Here is an 18325-nt window from a genome sequence, read left to right as displayed (position 1 = left end):
CCGCAGGTAACAGGGCAACAGGCAATAGGGTCGGTCACCGGCCGCAATCGATGGAGTATCTGTGTCAAACATGAACAAGTTGAAGTGCGCAATGTTCGCGGCAGGTGTTTTCGCCGCAGCTTTACTGGCCGGCCCGGCCGCGCACGCTCAGGCGCTGTCGCCCGCGACAACGGCGGGCGGCGCGCAGATTGCGGACTCTGTCGTCGCGGTGGTGAACAACGATGTGATCACGGAACGCGAACTCGCCGACCGCACGGGTCTGATCGTGCGCCGCCTGCAACAGCAGAACGCGCCGGTTCCGCCCGCGGATCAATTGCAACGCCAGGTGCTCGACCAGATGGTGATCGAGCGGATTCAGTTGCAGAAGGCGAAGGAAGACAACATCACTGTTGACGACGCCACCGTGCAACGCACGCTCGAGCGCCTCGCGCAGCAAAACCAGATGACGCTTGATGTGTACCGCGCGCGCATTGAGGCGCAAGGGGTGCCCTGGTCGACCTTCCAGCGCGATGCCCGCACCGAGCTGACGCTGTCGAAACTGCGTGAGAAAGAGGTGGACAGCAAGATCACGGTGTCGGACGGCGAAGTGGCCAACTACGTTGCCAGCCAGCGTGGACCGAACGCCCGCCAGTCGAACGACCTGCATCTCCAGCACATCATGTTCAAGGTGCCGGACAACGCGTCACAGGCCGATATTGCCGCTATCCAGGCGAAGGCCGAGGCCGTGCTGAAAGATGCGCAAAGCGGAACGGATTTCACCAAGCTGGCGAAAAACAATTCGCAGGATACTGACGCGCCCAAGGGCGGGGACCTCGGTTTCCGCACGCAGGCTTCGTTGCCGGCTTCCATTGTGAGCGCGGTTGCTTCGCTCCGCCCGAACGAGGTGAATCCGCAACTGATTCGCACCGACGGCGGTTTTGAGATCATCAAGCTGGTGGAGCGCCGCACAGGCCAGGGCCAGGCTGCTGATGCACCCAAGCTCGTGCAAACCCACGTCCGGCACATTTTGCTGCGCGTAGCCGACGGCGTGTCCGAGGCGGCCGCCCGTCAGAAGCTGCTCGATATCAAGAGTGACGTTGAGAAGGGCGGTGACTTCGCCAACTTCGCGCGGACCTATTCGCAGGACGGTTCAGCGTCGCAGGGCGGGGATCTCGGCTGGATCAGCCCGGGTGAAACCGTGCCGGAATTCGAGCGCGCCATGAACAACCTGAAAGACGGCCAGGTCAGCGATCCGGTTCGCAGCGAGTACGGTTATCACCTGATCCAGGTGCTGGCACGCCGCGACGCGGAAGGTTCCGTACAGCAGCAACTGGACACGGCGCGTCAGGCGATTGGCCAGCGCAAGGCCGAGCAAGCGTATTCCGACTGGCTGCGTGAACTGCGCGACACCGCTTACGTGCAGTACAAGGGTGTTGCGGCTCAGCAAGCGCTGAACCAGTAAGGTTTCGCGAGATGAACGCAGCGAGCCAGTCCCCATTGTCGATCGCCATCACCACCGGGGAACCGGCGGGGGTGGGACCCGAGTTGACGGTGGCGGCGCTGGCTGATGCGGCTGAGCGGTGGCCGTCGGTGCGGTTTACCGTGCTGGGTGACCGCGAGCTGATGGCTGAGCGGGCTGGTTCGTCCTCGTGGCTTTCTACTGGCGCTGCGATCGATATCGAGCATCACGCGCTGGGTGTTCCGGTGACCGCGGGCAAGCTGAACGCCGCCAATGGCCGTTACGTGCTGGGCCTGCTCGATACAGCCATAGACGGGGCGATGAGCGGCCGTTTCGACGCTATCGTCACCGCACCGCTGCAAAAAAGCACTATCAACGACGCCGGCGTTCCCTTCACCGGCCACACCGAATATCTCGCCGAACGTACGCATACACCGCGCGTTGTCATGATGCTCGCGGGCATGGGCGACCGGCCGCTGCGCGTCGCGCTCGCCACTACGCATCTGCCGCTGAAGGACGTGTCGGCAGCGTTGACGGTGGATGGGATTGTCGAGACGCTGAGCATTATCGATTCCGACCTGAAAGCGCTGTTCGGTCTGCCGAAGCCGCGCATCCTGGTCACCGGGCTCAACCCGCACGCGGGCGAAAACGGTTACCTGGGCCGCGAGGAAATCGATGTCATCACGCCCGCGCTTCTGCAAGCGCGCGCGCTGGGCATTGATGCTCCCGGTCCCTATCCGGCGGATACCTTGTTCCAGCCGCGTTATCTCAAAGACGCCGATTGCGTGCTCGCAATGTTCCACGACCAGGGTTTGCCGGTCCTGAAATTCGCGACGTTCGGCGAAGGCATCAACATTACGCTGGGGCTGCCGATCATCCGCACCTCGGTCGACCATGGCACCGCGCTCGATCTGGCCGGCACGGGCCGCGCGGATCCGGGCAGCCTGATGGTTGCCATCGATACAGCCGTCGCCATGGCGCGCCACCGTCGCGCAGCCTGATTGCTTTTGCCTCATTCCTTGTCTGTTCCCTTTTCATTGCGGTTTTAATCGGCTTCTCCGATGTCCATCAAGCACCAGGGCCACTTCGCGCGCAAGCGCTTCGGGCAGAACTTCCTCGTCGATCAAGGCGTGATCGATTCGATCGTGGACACCATCGCGCCGAAGCGTGGCGAACGCATGGTCGAGATCGGACCGGGCCTCGCGGCGCTCACCGCGCCGCTGATCGAACGGCTCTCCACGCCGGAGTCGCCGCTGCACGCAGTCGAGCTGGATCGCGATTTGATTGGCCGGCTTGAGAAGCGGTTTGGCAACCTGCTGGCGCTGCATGCCGGCGACGCGCTCGCGTTCGACTTTGGTTCGCTCGCGCTGGAAGGTGAAAAACCGTCCCTGCGGATTGTCGGGAATTTGCCGTACAACATTTCCAGTCCGCTGCTGTTTCATCTGACCACGTTCGCGCCGAAAGTCATCGACCAGCATTTCATGCTGCAGGATGAAGTGGTGGACCGGATGATCGCCGAGCCGGGCAACAAGGATTTTGGCCGGCTGACGGTGATGCTGCAGTACCGGTATTCCATCGAGAAACTCATCGATGTCCCGCCCGAATCGTTCAACCCTCCGCCGAAGGTGAATTCCGCCATCGTGCGGATGATTCCGTATGCGCCGCATGAGCTGCCTGATGTCGATGACAAGGTGCTCGGCGAAGTCGTGCTGGCGGCGTTTTCGCAACGCCGCAAGATGATGCGTAATACGTTGGGCGTATACCGTGATCGCGTGGATTTCGATGCGCTGGGATTTGATCTTTCGCGGCGTGCGGAAGAAGTGCCCGTGGCCGAATTCGTGAAACTGGCGCAGGTGGTGAAGGCGGCGCAGTAGCCGTTTTTGAGGCCGCAGGCGGGTTCGGGCGCATGCATGGCCGACCGCATAGGCGTGCCGCGCTGGTCGCGCCAGGGCGGTTCTATCGGCTTGCTATCGCGCCTGTTGCTGCTCATCTCCTCTTTTCTATCTCTAAATTCCGGGTTCGTTGACGCGAACCGCGCGATCTCTTTTCTCCTTGCTCCCATGCGGCTTCTGCATCTTCACGATGCAAGGAATGCACTGGAGTTAATCCCCTCCTTAGTCTCAAATTAGCGGCTCAAAAGCGCAGCAGACCCTTATGAAGGGCAGCCGCTTCAGCGGCATGGCGCGGGTGTATCGGAGACACACAACGGCTTCTTTGATTCGTGGCGATACAGGCCAAGCCTGATCGTCGCATGACGACATCACGAGGAGACGTATGAACAAGTCGGGACAACGGAGAACCCATGGCAAGCCGGGAAAATGGTGGAAGGTCAGTTGCGCATTGCTGCCCGCCGCGTTTGCCTGCGAAACCAGCGAAGCACAATCCAGCGTCACGCTCTACGGCATTGCCGACACGAGCGTGCGTTATCTGTCGAAGGCGGACACCGCCGGCAACGGCCGCTTCCTGATGGGCCCGGGCGGCTTGAGCGAGAGCCGTTGGGGTATCAAGGGCGTGGAAGACCTGGGCGGCGGCTGGTCGACCACCTTCAAGCTCGAAAACCGTTTCCTCCTGAACAACGGCCAGAGCGACCCGTCCATGCCCTTCTTCAATGAAGCGCAGATCGGGCTGCAATCATCCACTTATGGGCATCTCGTATTGGGCCGTCAGTACAACGTGATGATCGAAGGGGTCGTGATGGGCGGCTACTCCAGCAATCCGTGGATTCCGTCCGACTTCAACTTCCAGCCCGAAGTCACCATGACCGGCGGCATCTGGAGCAGCAACCAGGTCCAGTATCACGGCAGGTACAAGGACTTCCGCGTCTCGACAGCCTATTCGTTCAGCGGCAACGCCGGCCGTATGGCGTACGGCTCTCAATACGGCGTAGCCGCGGCCTACGCACCCGCGAACGGCCCGTTCACGCTCGGCGGAGCGTACAAGGAGACCAAGGATTCCATCAACGGCAGCAACGGTAAAGCATGGACCTTCGGCGGTTCGTACACGTGGGACAAGACGCGTTTCGCGCTGGGTTATCTCGTCAATCAGAACGACAAGGGGTACTCCACTTTCGCCAATGGACCGTTCACCGCGCAAGGACTCGCAGCGCTGAAATACTCGGACTTCAAGCGGCGCACGATGATACTTGGCGATGTTACGCAGCAAGTCGGCTTCTGGCATCTCGCCGGGAACGTCTGGCGCACGCTGCAGGCCGGCAAGACCCAGCCGCAGGACGGCGCGGCGTGGCAGTTTCAACTGGTTGCCGATTACGACCTGTCCAAGCGCACTGACGTTTATCTGGAAACTGACTATTCGCTCTACAGGGCCGGTTTGATCGGCTCGCAGTTGCAAGGGGTCAACGCGGTCAGTCTCGCGCAGAAAAGCACGCAGCTCGGCGTGATGGCCGGGATCCGGCACAAGTTCTGAGGCAGGATCGGCGGCATCCGGCGCGGGATGCCGCCTTTGTGAACCACGGGCGCCGTTGCGTACGCCCCGGTGATAGCCGGAGATGATATAACCACCCGCCTTCGCAACCGGCGATCAATTATTTAGGGTTCCGTCTTAAATCATGCATGAGATCAATTCGCAGCGCCTCGCGCATCTGGTCGCTCTCGCCGAGGAGGGCAGTTTCGCGCGTGCGGCCGAGCGGGTTCACCTGAGCCAGCCGGCGCTGAGCCGCAGCATCCAGGCACTGGAAGACGAGTTCGATATCAAGCTCTTCGACCGCGCGGCACGCGGCGTTGCAACGACTGCCGCCGGCCGGATGCTGGTCGAGCGTGCCCGGCGTGTGCTGTTCGAAGCGCGCTGTCTTTTTCGCGATGTCGAGTTGATTCGCACGGACGCGCTGGGCGAGATGAGAATTGGCATGGGGCCTTATGCCGCCGCCATCCTGTTTCCGGATCTGCTGGTCGAATGCGCGCGGCAGTTTCCCGCCACCAAGGTATCCGTGCAAATAGCCGAATCCAGTGTGCTGATGCAAAGCCTGCGCTCGGAGGGCGTGGATTTCGTCGTGATCGATCGTCGTGAAACGCCGGCTGCGCCAGACATCACTACGCATCGCCTGCTGAGTCACGACGGTGGCTGGTTCGTGCGCCCCGGCCATCCGTTGCTCGCGCGTGCGCCGGTGCCGCTCGCGGCGGTGCGTGAATTTCCGCTGGTGTCCGTGCCGCTGTCCGGGTTTATGGAAGACGCGTTGCGCAGGCTGCTGAAATTTCGCGCGCACGAGGCCGTTCCCGTGCAGTTGGAATGTAACGATGTCGCCGTGCTGAAGGATGTGGTCGCGCGCTCGGATGCCGTGATGTTCTGCACGGCTTCATTGCTGCAACGAGATCCCGATGGCCATCGCCTCGTGCGCGTGTCGATTGTTCACCCGCGTAAGCTGGGACTGCAGTTCGCGCTTGTTTGTCTTGCGGATCGCACGCAATCCGCGGCGGTTGACGTGGCGCTCGCGCTGGCCGGGCAGATCATGAACGACGCCAGTCGCGCCGCGCAAACGGCCGGGCGTGTGCGGTAGCCGGTGTGATCAGGTGCGCCGCCGTCCGGCGGGTGCATTGACCAGCGCAATGCCGGCCACAACCAGCGCCGATGCAATCATGAATCGGTTAGTCAGCGTTTCGCCCAGCAGTGCAACGCCGAACCCAACACCAAAGATGGGCGTGAGAAACGAGAACACGGAGAGCCGGGACGCCATGTAGCGCGTGAGCAACCAGAACCACGTGAGATAGCTCAGGAACGCCACCACGATTGCCTGATAGGCGAGGCTGGCGACGGCGGTCAACGTGATCGTGCTCACATGCGTTTGCCCGAGCGCGAAGGCGAGCCCGAGCAAAACAATGGTCGATACCGCGAGCTGATAGAGGAGCGTCTTGCTCGCGCTGGCACGAGCGAGCGGTGATGCGCGGATGACGACCGTTGTTGCTGCCCAGAAGACGCCGCCGAGTACGCCGAGGGCATCGCCTGCCGTTCCTTGCCATGTCGACGTGCTGCCCGTGGCCGGGTGCAGGAAACCATCGGCGAAAGCGAGTGTGATGCCGCCGAACGCGAGCGCTATTCCCGCCCACTGTATCCGCTTCAGTTTTTCTCCCGCGACGAACCAGTGCAGGCCAAGCGCCATGAAACACGGCGCAGTGTAGAGAAAGACGACCATGCGCGTGGCGCTCGTCAACGTCAGCCCCAGGAAAATGCACACGAACTCGCCGCCGAACAGCACACCGGCGAGCAGGCCGGACGCGAGGGTATTGTCGCGGCGAAACAGCGCGATGCCGCGTGAACGTGTCCATAGCCAGACGAGAATTGTCGCTATGCTTGAGCGGATGCCCGCTTGAAGCAGCGGCGGGAAAGAAGCGTTTGCACCCTTGATGGCGACTTGCTGGAAACCCCACACTGCGCATAGCGCGATCATCAACAGGATGGCGGTGGCGTCGGGCGCGCGGCGCACAGGCAGGGCAGTGGTGCTCATTGATTATTGTGTTTTAACTGGTTGCTGAATCACGTCTCTGGCGCATTCTGCCACTGATGGCGTCAGGCTGTCATGCGGGCTTGCGGCGAATGGACGTGGTGGCAGGTGTTATCGCGGCTCCAATTAACTAAGGATATCTGATTAATTGGTTCTGATCAGCGAGGCGACAAGGCGCAATGCAGGGTGGTAGGAGGTCAAAAAGAATGAGGCTCCCGAAGGAGCCTCAAACACTGCGGGAGCTCTTGACTGGAAACCAGCAAACCGTCTCAGGAATGCTTCTCGATCAACTCGACCTTGTACCCGTCCGGATCTTCAACAAAAGCGATCACCGTCGTTCCGCCTTTCACCGGACCGGCTTCGCGCGAAACCTTGCCGCCTGCTTCGCGAATACGATTGCAAGCCGCTGCCGCGTCGTCCACTTCCAGCGCAATGTGGCCGTAAGCCGAGCCCAGGTCGTACTTGTCGACGCCCCAGTTGTAGGTCAGTTCGAGCACGCTGTTTTCGCTTTCATCGCCGTAACCGACGAACGCCAGCGTGTATTTGTACTCGGTGTTTTCGCTCTGACGGAGCACTTTCATACCGAGGATGCGCGTGTAGAAATCGATGGATCGCTGCAAGTCGCCGACTCGCAGCATGGTGTGAAGAAGTCGCATGATGGGGTTCCTGTGGGGAATGTCAATGGAGCGGATGGTCCGCTTCGCCGCGTCTTTTACTGCGTCTCAGTGAACAGCGCGCGCGACAAAAACGGCCACGTCCAAAATTGTACTGCTCACCGCGAATGCTCGCAGCGCGCTGCTCCGTGCCGGTCGGCGCTGGGGAGGCGTCAAAGCAGCGGCAGCAACTCGGGCGGATGATGCTTGAGCGTATGCCGCGCTTCGCGGAAGTCCGGGAAGATTGACTCGACCGTGGCCCAGAACCGCGGACTGTGATTCATCTCGCGAAGATGCGCGAGTTCGTGCGCGACCACATAGTCAATGACATGCACCGGGAAATGAATCAGCCTCCAGTTCAGGCGAATCTTGCCGTCGCTGGAACAACTGCCCCAGCGCGTGGCAGCAGAAGACAACGCATAAGCCCTGAACTCCACACCCAGTTTGGCCGCATACACCGGCAGCCGTTCGCCGAAAACCTCCAGCGCCTGAACATGCAGCCAGCGTTGCACACGCTCGCGAATGAGCTGAGCATCTGCCAGTGCGGGAACGCCGAGCCATAGCACGCCACTGTCGGTATCGAAGGCCGGTTGAGTCGCGCTCTTGCCCGTCGTACCCGGTGCCGAGGTCATCATCACGGTGACGGTCTGCCCGAGATACGGAAGCTGCGCGCCATCCTTCCATTCAATGCGGGGCACCACGCGTTGTTCCACCCGCGTTTGCCATTCGGTGAGCTTCTTGAAAATCCACTTTTCCTTCTCGGCAATCGCGCTTTCTATTGCGCCGATAGTTACCCAGCGCGGCGCAGTAATGGCAAGACCGGTGCCGTCGATAGTGAAGCCGATCGTGCGGCGCGACGAGCGCTTCAAGCGGTAATCGAGCATTTGCGAACCGAGCATGAGGTGCCGGTTGCGCGCGCCGTCGGGCGCAGTGGGCGCACGTAAGGGCGGCGCGGGCGTACTCGCGGTCTCGGTCGTATCAGCCGGCGCGATATCGCCACGCAATGTTGCGGGCATGGCCGGGGCAGGCGTGGCAAAAGTGCCCGACATGGCAGGCGATGGTGCCGCACTCGACGGCCTTGGCTCACTGGGAAGATTGAGCGGCAGGTCGAGTTGCGGGTTGTCGAGCGCGGCAGCGGGACGCTGTCGCGAGGGAGTCTTCTGCATCGGCTCAGCTTGGCGCACGCGGCGCGGGAATGACGGGAAGAACGAAAGTAATGAAACTAACGATAGAAACGGTCGAAACGGGCGAAACGATAACGGCACCCGGGTCTACAGGCCGGTAGCCGCACCGTGAGACTTGGATTCTGATTCAGTCTCAGCAGCGACACGATCGGCGGGACCGTAGGAGTCTGGATCAATACGACGCATTTCCGTTTCGATCCAGCGCTCCACACGCAGGTTGACTTCTTCCGGCGTGAGGCCTGTCGTGTCGATCGGAAGACCGATCGACATTGTGACTATACCCGCATATTTGAGAAACGATTTCCGCGGCCAGACGTGCCCGGCATTGTGGGCAATAGGGACAACCGGCGCACCTGCCGCACACGCGAACCGCGCACCGCCCGACTTGTACTTGCCCTGCTGGCCCACGCGCGTACGCGTGCCTTCCGGGAACATGATGACCCACGCGCCCTCGGCCATGCGTTCGCGCCCTTGCCGCGCCACTGAAGCAAAGGCGTCCTTGCCCTGACGCCGGTCGATATGCACCATCTTCAACAGGCCCATGGCCCAGCCGAAGAACGGCACGAACAGCAACTCACGCTTGAACACATAGCAGAGCGGACGCGGCATCAACGCGGGGAACGCCAGCGTTTCCCATGCGGACTGGTGCTTGGACAACAACACGGCTGGACCGTCGGGGAGGTTCTCCATGCCTTCGATCCGGTAGCGAATGCCGTTCAGGCAACGCATCACCACGACGCACGACTTGCACCAGTACGCCGCCATCCAGTAGCGCTTTTCGGCGCTCATGAACGGAAACGCGATGAAGCATGCACACGCGTACGGCACCGTATATACCGCGAAAAAAACCATCAGCAACAGCGAACGAATGAAGCGCATGGGCTTGGACAAGTCTTATGTGATGTGACGAAAACCCCCTGCGTCACGTATCAGGTATCAGGTGTCAGGTATCAGGTCAGTCGTGATGTGCGGCAAGGAAGTCGAGCGCGAAGTGGCGCAGGTCGTCGTGTACCTTCGTATTCGGCGGAAGATTGCCCGCTGCCAGCGTTTTTTGCCCCTTGCCGGTCAGCACCAGATGCAACTCGAAGCCGAGCGCCGCGCCTGCCTGCAGATCGCGCAGCGAGTCGCCGACCATGGGCGTCTCGGCAGGATCGATCTCGAAGCGCTCCACGATCTGCTGCAGCATGCCGGGTTTCGGCTTGCGGCACTCGCACTCGTCTTCCTGCGTGTGCGGACAGAAAAACACGGCGTCTATGCGGCCACCCACTGCCGCCGCTGTCCGGTTCATCTTTTCGTGCATGGCGTTGAGCGCGGCCATGTCGAACAGACCACGGCCTATACCCGATTGATTCGATGCAATCGCCACCCGATAGCCGGCCTGGTTCAAACGCGCGATCGCTTCCAGGCTGCCCGGGATGGCAACCCATTCGTCGGGCGACTTGATGAACGCGTCGGAGTCGACGTTGATCACGCCGTCACGATCGAGAATCACCAGTTTCTTGTTTGCGTTGGTCGGCATGGTGTGGCGCATCAGGCGGCAAGCTTCGAAATGTCCGCGACGCAATTCATCTGCTGATGCAGTGCGCCGAGAAGAGCCAGACGGTTGTTTCGCAGCGCGGGATCTTCCGCGTTCACCATCACGTCATTGAAGAAGGTATCCACGGCATCACGCAAGGCGGACAGCGCGGAAAGCGCTTCCGTGTAATTGCGCTCGGCCAGTTGCTGTTGCACGCGCGGTGCGACTTGCTCGAGTTGAGCGTAGAGCGCTTTCTCGGCCGCTTCTTGAAGCAACGCAGCCTGCACGCTGGCCGGCACGCCTTCAGCCGACTTCTTCAGGATATTCGAGATGCGTTTGTTCGCCGCGGCAAGCGACGCTGCTTCGGGCAGCGCAGCGAATTCCCGCACGGCGTCCAGGCGCGCGACAATATCGTCCAGGCGCGTGGGGTTCAGGCTCAGCACCGCGTCGATTTCAATGGCGTTGAAGCCGCGCTCACGCAGCACGCCGCGCAGCCGGTCCATGAAAAACGCGTAGATGGCGTCGGTTGAATCCACGACTTGCGGCATGCCGGCGAATTGCTTGTACGCGGTACGCAGCAGGTCGAACAAGTCGATGGCAAGGCGCTTTTCCAGCAGGATGCGCAACACGCCGAGCGCGTGACGGCGCAGCGCGAACGGATCTTTTTCGCCGGTTGGCTGCAGGCCAATGCCCCAGATACCGACGATCGTTTCCAGCTTGTCGGCCAAAGCGACGGCGCTGCTCACGCCGGTTGACGGGGTTTCATCGCCGGAGAAACGCGGCTGATAGTGTTCCGAACACGCGAGCGCGACTTCTTCCGGCTCACCGTCGTGGTGTGCGTAATACGTGCCCATGGTCCCCTGCAGTTCGGGGAATTCACCCACCATGTCCGTGATCAGGTCGGCCTTCGCGAGCAGGGCGGCGCGCTTCGTGACGGCCACGTCCACGCCGATCATGGGCGCAATTTCGCCGGCCAGTGCTTCAAGCCGCTGCACGCGTTGCAACTGCGAACCGAGCTTGTTGTGATACACCACGTTCGCGAGCAGCGGCACGCGGTCGGCGAGGCGTTTCTTCTTGTCCTGCTCGAAGAAGAACTTGGCGTCGGCCAGACGGGGCCGGACCACGCGTTCATTACCTTCCACAATATCGCCGGGCGTTTCGGTGTCGATGTTCGACACAATCAGGAAACGCGAACGTAGCTTGCCGTGCTCGTCAGTCAGCGCGAAATACTTCTGGTTCGTCTGCATGGTGAGGATCAGGCATTCCTGCGGCACCTGCAGGAACGACTCGTCAAAACGGCACTGATACACGACCGGCCACTCGACCAGCGCGTTCACTTCATCGAGCAACGACTCGGGCATCACCACGCGATCTTCGCGGGCGAATGCCTGCAACTGCGTGCGGATGGATTCGCGGCGATCGTCGAAATTCGCCACGACCTTGCCCTTCGATCGCAGCGTGCTGGCGTAATCGTCAGCATTGCCAATTGCCACGGTCCCTTCCGACATGAAGCGATGACCCAGCGTGGTGTCACCGGAGTCGACGCCCAGTGCGCTCACCGGCACGATATGACGGCCATGCAACGCAATCAGCCCATGCACCGGCCGCACGAACTGCACGCTGGTGCCGTCGGGCCGCTGATACGTCATCAGCTTCGGAATAGGCAACTTGCCGAGTGTCTCTTGCAGAGCGGTCTGCAGGCCGTCCGCAAGCGTTGCGCCGGGCGCGGCGTAGCGCAGGAAAAACGCTTCGGCCTTGCCGTCCTGCGCGCGCTCGAGGTCGCCAATGGGGAAGTCGGGGAAACCGAGCGCCGCAAGTTTCTTTGCGAGCGGCGCGGTGGGCTGGCCGTCCTTGTCCAGTGCGACGGAAACCGGCAGCACTTTCTCGCGCACTTGCCGTTCCGGCGCGACTGCGCGCACGTTCTTGATGAGCACGGCGAGACGTCGCGGCGTGGCGTATTTTTCAAAGATCGCTTCGCCTTCAATCAGGTCGCGCGCGGCAAGCCGCTGCACGATGCCTTCGGCAAACGAGGTGCCCAGGCGCGCGAGCGCTTTCGGCGGAAGTTCTTCGGTCCGCAGCTCGACGAGCAGCGATGCAAGATTGGTTTCGGTCATTGTTATGTCGTGCTCTGGTCAGGCCTGATCGATATTGCGCTCGACCTTCAGCGCCGGCGCCCATGCGGGCTTCGCGGCATCTTGTGCGTCCGAGACAAGTCCGGCCGCGGCATGTACGGGATTGCCCAGCATCGGGAAACCGAGCGCTTCACGCGACTCGTAATACCCCTTTGCCACCGCACGCGACAAATCGCGAATCCGGCCGATATACGCCGCGCGCTCCGTCACGGAAATCGCGCCGCGTGCGTCCAGCAAATTGAACGTGTGGCCGGCTTTCAGCACGAGCTCGTACGCGGGCAGCGAGAGCTTCGCTTCGATCATTTTCTGTGCTTCGGCTTCGTAGCTCTTGAAGAACGTGAACAGCAGGTCGACGTTCGCGTGCTCGAAGTTGTACGTGGATTGCTCGACTTCGTTCTGGTGATAGACGTCGCCATACGTCAGGCGCCGCAGTTCGCGGCCGTTCGGCGTGTCCTCTTCCCATTCGGTCCACACGAGGTCGTAGACGTTCTCGACTTTCTGCAGATACATGGCGAGCCGTTCGAGCCCGTAGGTGATCTCACCGAGCACCGGCTTGCAGTCAATACCGCCGACCTGCTGGAAGTAGGTGAACTGCGTCACTTCCATGCCGTTCAGCCAGACTTCCCAACCGAGCCCCCACGCGCCGAGCGTCGGGTTTTCCCAGTCGTCTTCCACGAAACGGACGTCGTTCTGCTTCAGGTCAAAGCCAAGCGCCTCGAGCGAGCCGAGGTACAGGTCCAGGATGTTTTCAGGCGCGGGTTTCAGCACCACCTGGTACTGGTAGTAGTGCTGCAGGCGGTTCGGGTTGTCGCCGTAACGGCCGTCCTTGGGACGCCGCGACGGCTGGACATACGCCGCCCGCCACGGCTCCGGACCGATAGCGCGCAGGAATGTGTGCACGTGCGATGTGCCCGCGCCGACTTCCATGTCGATCGGTTGGAGAAGCGCGCAACCCTTGTTATCCCAATAGGATTGCAGCGTCAGGATGATTTGCTGAAAAGTGAGCATGAATGCCTTTGAAGCGTGCCTTCGAAGCTTGGGGCCGGTGGGCCGGCGTGTTCTCGAAGTGGACCGGAAAAATGCGCCGGCCGGAGGGCTAAAACGTTGAATTTTAGCGGGAATGAGGGTCTTGTGCGACTTTCCGGGGATGAACGGCGGACTCATCGGCCATTCGACCGGTAAAAACGGGTGTTATCCGCTGAGCCGTTTCGTCATTGGCACGCAATCCATGGTCAGGCCGCGTGGCGAGCGGTACGGGGCGATTTCATCGCCTTCGAAACCGAGGGAGCGATAAAACGAAGCGGCGTTCAGCGTGGAGTCGAGCTTGAGTTCCCGGAGTCCCTGCGAGCGCGCGAGTGTTTCCAGGTGACGCATCATTGCTGCACCAATGCCGCGTTTCATATACGCCGGATGGACAAAAATTGCATCGATTTTGCCTGTCGTGAGGTCGATCATGCCGGTGCCCGCCACGTGCTCATCGACGGTTGCCACCAGGAAACGCTCTTCTACGGCATCAGCGAATGCTCTCGAGGCCGTACCGCCGGTCCACTGTTCCAGTTGGTCCAACGGATACGCGCTCGGGCATTCGCTCATCACGGCGGCGCGGCGAATGTCCCACGCGGCGTCCGCGTCGGCTCGCACGGCTTTGCGGATTGCAAAACGGGCCGGCTCAGGACTTTTTGGAACCATTGTCGTCAGGTTTGTTGCGGCCATTCCTGCCCGGCGCGAACGCAAATCCGAACGCCAGCAGCAACAGCGACACCAGGATCACCGTCATGTTGCCGCTCGTGACGTAGGGCGTGCGGCCGGACGTGCCCTGGACGGTGGCATCGAGAGAACCGACTGTGTACACGGGCAACCGTGCCACTACAGCGCCATTCGCCGCGATCACCGCCGTTGTGCCCGTGTTGGTCGAGCGCAGCATTGGACGACCGGTTTCGATCGAACGCATGCGGGCCATTTGCAAATGCTGATCCAGTGCGATGGTGTTGCCGAACCACGCAAGATTCGTCGAGTTCACCAGGATGCCCGCGGGTGCTTCCTGTTCGCGAATCGTCCGCGCAATCTCTTCACCGAAAATATCTTCGTAGCAGATATCGACGGCTATCGGCTGGTTGTGAACGAAGAACGATTTCTGCACCGGCGGCCCGCGTCCAAGGTCGCCGAGCGGAATGCCCATCAGCGCCACGAACCAGTGGAAGCCGGTTGGAACGAATTCGCCGAATGGCACGAGATGATGTTTGTCGTAGCGGTACACGTCCCGCTGGTTCGGCGTGATGCCGAACAGGCTGTTCGTGTAGCCGGTCACGCGGCCTTCCGAAGCAGTCACGCCGATAGCGCCGAACAGGATGGATGAGTTGGTTGTATCGGAGAAATTGCGCAGCGCGAGCGCCAGGTCAGGCGGCACCTGGACGGCAAGAATGGGCAATGCCGTTTCCGGCGTGACGATGAGATCCGCAGGTTTTTCGGTGATCAGCTTTTTATACAGCGCCAGCGATTGATCGACGCCTTCCTGCTCGAACTTCATCTCCTGTTTCACGTTGCCCTGCAGCAGCCTGACGGTGAGCGGCGCGTTCGCAGGAGTCGTCCATTCGACCAGCGAGAGCAACATGCCGGACGCAACCAGGAGCACCGCCACAATGGCCGGTGCAAGACGCGCGCCCATTGAAGTCCCGCTCGCTGCGCCGTGCCTGAAGCTGTAGAACCCCTGCACGAGCAACGCCGCCACGAGTCCCAGCACCCAGCCCACGCCGTACACGCCTGCGACAGATCCGAAGCCCCCCAGCGGGCCATCGACTTGCGCATATCCACTGGCAAGCCACGGGAAACCCGTGAACACGAGACCGCGCAACCATTCGCCCAGCGCCCATGCACTCGCGAACGCAAACGCGCCATGCCACGTCGGCACGAAGCGGGGTTCATCGGCGGGCACGGCAGCGGAGAAGCCGTTGTCGTCCTCATTGTCGTCATACCGCGCACGGCCCGCGCATAGCGACCAGACCACGCCAGCCAGCGCCGGATAGATTGCGAGATACATGGAGAACAACGCGACCGCCGCAGCCGCCAGCGGGGCTGCCATGCCGCCGTAGTCATGCATGCTGACGTACAGCCACCACACGCCCGTCACGAAGTTGCCGAATCCAAACGCCCAGCCCGTCAAGGCCGCGCCTTTCCAGCCACTGGTGCGCGTGAGCCACGCGAAGAACAGCGCGAAGATCACCAGTTCCAGCCAGCCGCCGTGCGGCGTGGGTGCGAACGAAAGCGTGTTGGCGGCGCCGAGGACTGCCGCGACCAGGTAATGCCAGAACGGCAGGGACCGGGCCGTGCCGGCGCGTTTTTCAGAGGGCACGGGCTGTGAGCCGCGCCGTGAGGTAACAGGAGTCGAAGAGTCGGCCATGGATTACGGGGTCGGCATAACGTAAGCGAAAGACAAAGCGTGACCGGCGCGCGTCATTTCACGAAAAAGGCGCAAAACGCCTGCATAACCGCCTGGCACGCCGCTGCTGCAACTGACGCGTAGTGTGAACACGCTGTGTTACAGGCTTAAGCAGGTCAGGGCCGGATCAGGGGCGTAACTAAGCGTTCTCTATTATTGAGATCAAACCGGATCAGACGCGTTCAATCGCGTTCATCGTCGTGATCGTTGTCGCGGTAGTTGCGCGAATTCCCGTCGAGCACGTTCATATTCGGTGCGCGCCGTACGCGCAGCACGTGGATCTGACGGGCGTCGCCGCGCAGGATTTCGAACACGAAGTCGTCAATCCGCACCTTCTCTCCACGATGCGGCACACGCCCGAACCGGTGCGTGACCAGCCCGCCGATGGTGTCGACTTCGTCGTCGGAGTAGTGCGTGCCGAACTGTTCGTTGAACTGCTCGATACCGGTCAGCGCACGCACACGATGCGCGCCATCCGGCGTCGCAATGATGTTGCCGGCTTCTTCGTCGAAGTCGTACTCGTCTTCAATGTCGCCAACGATCTGTTCCAGCACGTCTTCAATCGTGATCAGTCCGGCCACGCCGCCGTATTCGTCAACGACGATGGCAATGTGATTCCGGTTCACGCGGAAATCGTGCAGCAATACGTTCAGGCGTTTCGATTCGGGGATGAACACAGCGGGGCGAAGCATGCCGCGGACATCGAATTCTTCTTCGTGGTAGTAACGCAGCAAGTCTTTTGCAAGCAGCACGCCGATCACGTTGTCCCGGTTGCTTTCGAATACCGGATAACGCGAGTGCGCTTTTTCGAGCATGAACGGAATGAACTGCTCGGGCGTTTCGGCAATGTTGATGGCGTCCATCTGGGCACGCGGAATCATGATGTCGCGCGCGCAGAGTTCCGAGACCTGGAACACACCTTCAATCATGGAGAGCGAATCTGCGTCGAGCAGATTGCGTTCGTGGGCGTCCTGAAGGACTTCCAGCAATTCGTCGCGCGATTCAGGTTCGTGCGAGATGAAATCGGTCAGGCGCTCAAGCAGCGTGCGCTTTTCCTGCGGTTTGTCGGTTTGTCGTCGACTGGGATAGGCGTCGTTCATAGTGGGGCGTCCGGATGGTTCCGAACGCGAAATTACGGAAAGTTAAGAATACACCAAGGAAAATTCGCGCCAATTCGGGCCGGCACGAAGACGTTCAAATCTCGTAGAAACATCCTAACTGATAAATATCGGCCGAGTATGTCGAGCCGGTGACGTTGGCCGATTGGTCGCGGTCGGGTATCTCATTTGAGTCAGCTACCCAGCGTTCAGCGCAGTTTTATGCGTGCTTTTAATGCGTGCCGCCGCACTCATTCCTGCGACGAATTTGCATCCCGGCAGCACCGCTGCAAAAGCGCTTCGAGCTGCCGGTCCGGCATGCCGCATTCGCGCAGCGCCGCCACGGTGCGGCTGACGTAGTCGAGCGTGGTGCCGTATCGGCCGGTGGCGCAGCCGAGCACGTGGCGCACCATCGGGTCGGCAAGCTTGCCGGTGTAGGTGGACGCCTCGCGTCGCATCACGAAGGCCAGCGCCTCCACGCGGCGGCCGTCCACCAGCGTGCACGGCAACCAGGCCACGCGGTAGGAATTCATCGCCATTTCGCGGCGCCACAGCACTTCAAGGTGCGACTCCGCGCCTTCGGCGGCAAGCCGGAACGCCATGCCGGAGCACGAACCACCGCGATCCAGCGCCAGCACCAGGCCGGGCTGCTCGGGCGTGCCGCGATTCACGCGCGACCACAAATACAGTCCGCGATGATAACCGTGCACCTTGCTGCGCACCGTTTCCACGGCGGGCAGGCCCGGGTTCCAGATCAGCGAGCCATAGCCGAACAGCCAGAGATCGCTCTTGCGATCCCAGTGCGCCAGCGCTTTTTCACGCGATGCCGCGAGTTCTTCGTCAGTGAGAAGACGCGATTCCCCGAACACCGGCGGGTAGTCGTCGGGAATCTGGGCGGGCAGTCCGGGGAGCGGGGAAGGGTCGGGAGTCACGGCTTAGTTGGGCGGCAACGGCAGGTAAGGATCGGTGAAACCCAGCTTTTGCATGATGCCGGTTTCGATCGATTCCATTTCCTCCGCTTCCGCCGAATCTTCATGATCGTAGCCCTGAGCATGCAGCGTACCGTGCACGATCAGATGTGCGTAATGAGCGGCGAGCGGCTTGTCCTGCTCGCGCGCTTCGCGTTCCACTACCGGACAGCACAGCACCAGGTCGCCCGTGACCGGATCGTCTTCCGACTCGGCGTACGCGAACGTGAGCACATTGGTCGCGTAATCCTTCTGCCGATAAGACCGGTTCAGCGTCCGGCCTTCCTCGGTATCGACGAAACGCACGGTCAGTTCCGCGTCCGCGAACAACGACGCCTTGATCCAGCCGGCGACAGTTGCACGCGGCAACAGCGCCTTGTGTTCAGGAAACGTTTTGGCGGCGGGAAACTGAAGCGTCAGGGCAAGTTTGGGCATGCGGATTCGGGCGA

Annotated in this window: 17 protein-coding genes; 5 read left to right on the top strand and 12 right to left on the bottom strand. The window is 61.3% G+C overall.

The genetic code is table 11. The features are described 5' to 3' along the window. Window positions 1-70: 70 nt before the first annotated feature. From AWB69_RS25475 to AWB69_RS25455, 5 genes are all read left to right on the top strand, one after another. Complete coding sequence (locus AWB69_RS25475) at window positions 71-1441, top strand: peptidylprolyl isomerase (RefSeq protein ID WP_082913584.1); 1371 nt, start codon at window positions 71-73, stop codon at window positions 1439-1441. An 11-nt stretch (window positions 1442-1452) separates the two neighbouring features. Beyond that, on the top strand, window positions 1453-2439 hold the full coding sequence (gene pdxA, locus AWB69_RS25470; protein WP_062089596.1) for a 4-hydroxythreonine-4-phosphate dehydrogenase PdxA: 987 nt from the start codon (window positions 1453-1455) through the stop codon (window positions 2437-2439). Window positions 2440-2499: 60 nt separating this feature from the next. After that, a complete protein-coding gene (rsmA, locus tag AWB69_RS25465; RefSeq protein WP_062089595.1) occupies window positions 2500-3312 on the top strand; it encodes a 16S rRNA (adenine(1518)-N(6)/adenine(1519)-N(6))-dimethyltransferase RsmA in 813 nt (270 codons plus the stop codon). Between the two features lie 400 nt (window positions 3313-3712). Further along, window positions 3713-4861, top strand: coding sequence for a porin (locus AWB69_RS25460; RefSeq protein WP_082913583.1), 1149 nt, complete (start codon window positions 3713-3715; stop codon window positions 4859-4861). Between the two features lie 142 nt (window positions 4862-5003). After that, window positions 5004-5948: a LysR family transcriptional regulator gene (locus tag AWB69_RS25455; RefSeq protein ID WP_062089594.1), complete on the top strand. Its 945-nt coding sequence runs from the start codon at window positions 5004-5006 to the stop codon at window positions 5946-5948. A gap of 9 nt (window positions 5949-5957) precedes the next feature. On the opposite strand, the gene AWB69_RS25450 is transcribed toward AWB69_RS25455, so the two are convergent. The 12 genes from AWB69_RS25450 to ybeY all read right to left on the bottom strand — a co-directional run bounded on the left by AWB69_RS25450 (window position 5958) and on the right by ybeY (window position 18311). Beyond that, window positions 5958-6893 (bottom strand): DMT family transporter, encoded by a 936-nt coding sequence (locus tag AWB69_RS25450; protein WP_062089593.1) that lies wholly within the window; start codon window positions 6891-6893, stop codon window positions 5958-5960. Window positions 6894-7159: 266 nt separating this feature from the next. Beyond that, entirely contained in the window at window positions 7160-7546 is a 387-nt protein-coding gene (gene gloA, locus AWB69_RS25445) for a lactoylglutathione lyase (protein ID WP_056351352.1), read from the bottom strand. A gap of 170 nt (window positions 7547-7716) precedes the next feature. Continuing rightward, window positions 7717-8709: a M48 family metallopeptidase gene (locus tag AWB69_RS25440; protein WP_062089592.1), complete on the bottom strand. Its 993-nt coding sequence runs from the start codon at window positions 8707-8709 to the stop codon at window positions 7717-7719. 105 nt (window positions 8710-8814) lie between these two features. After that, window positions 8815-9606: a lysophospholipid acyltransferase family protein gene (locus AWB69_RS25435; RefSeq protein WP_062089591.1), complete on the bottom strand. Its 792-nt coding sequence runs from the start codon at window positions 9604-9606 to the stop codon at window positions 8815-8817. A 76-nt stretch (window positions 9607-9682) separates the two neighbouring features. Beyond that, the gene (gene gmhB / locus AWB69_RS25430) at window positions 9683-10246 is read right to left on the bottom strand and encodes a D-glycero-beta-D-manno-heptose 1,7-bisphosphate 7-phosphatase (protein ID WP_062089633.1); all 564 of its coding nucleotides are present in this window, start codon (window positions 10244-10246) and stop codon (window positions 9683-9685) included. An 11-nt stretch (window positions 10247-10257) separates the two neighbouring features. Further along, window positions 10258-12357: a glycine--tRNA ligase subunit beta gene (glyS, locus tag AWB69_RS25425; protein ID WP_062089590.1), complete on the bottom strand. Its 2100-nt coding sequence runs from the start codon at window positions 12355-12357 to the stop codon at window positions 10258-10260. Between the two features lie 18 nt (window positions 12358-12375). Beyond that, a complete protein-coding gene (gene glyQ / locus AWB69_RS25420) occupies window positions 12376-13383 on the bottom strand; it encodes a glycine--tRNA ligase subunit alpha (RefSeq protein WP_075643985.1) in 1008 nt (335 codons plus the stop codon). Between the two features lie 183 nt (window positions 13384-13566). Then, window positions 13567-14016, bottom strand: a complete 450-nt coding sequence (locus AWB69_RS25415; protein WP_197500318.1) for a GNAT family N-acetyltransferase — start codon at window positions 14014-14016, stop codon at window positions 13567-13569. 28 nt (window positions 14017-14044) lie between these two features. Further along, window positions 14045-15772, bottom strand: coding sequence for an apolipoprotein N-acyltransferase (gene lnt / locus AWB69_RS25410; RefSeq protein ID WP_062089588.1), 1728 nt, complete (start codon window positions 15770-15772; stop codon window positions 14045-14047). 221 nt (window positions 15773-15993) lie between these two features. Beyond that, a complete protein-coding gene (locus tag AWB69_RS25405) occupies window positions 15994-16911 on the bottom strand; it encodes an HlyC/CorC family transporter (RefSeq protein WP_062089587.1) in 918 nt (305 codons plus the stop codon). A gap of 248 nt (window positions 16912-17159) precedes the next feature. Then, a complete protein-coding gene (locus AWB69_RS25400) occupies window positions 17160-17840 on the bottom strand; it encodes a gamma-glutamylcyclotransferase (RefSeq protein ID WP_062890659.1) in 681 nt (226 codons plus the stop codon). A gap of 3 nt (window positions 17841-17843) precedes the next feature. Further along, window positions 17844-18311 carry an rRNA maturation RNase YbeY gene (gene ybeY, locus AWB69_RS25395; protein WP_062089586.1) on the bottom strand — a complete coding sequence of 156 codons (468 nt, stop codon included), beginning with the start codon at window positions 18309-18311 and terminating at the stop codon, window positions 17844-17846. Window positions 18312-18325 lie beyond the last annotated feature (14 nt).

The sequence above is a fragment of the Caballeronia udeis genome (assembly GCF_001544555.2).
GTDB classification, from domain to species: Bacteria; Pseudomonadota; Gammaproteobacteria; order Burkholderiales; family Burkholderiaceae; genus Caballeronia; species Caballeronia udeis.
This window is presented reverse-complemented; position numbering and strand designations above follow the sequence as displayed.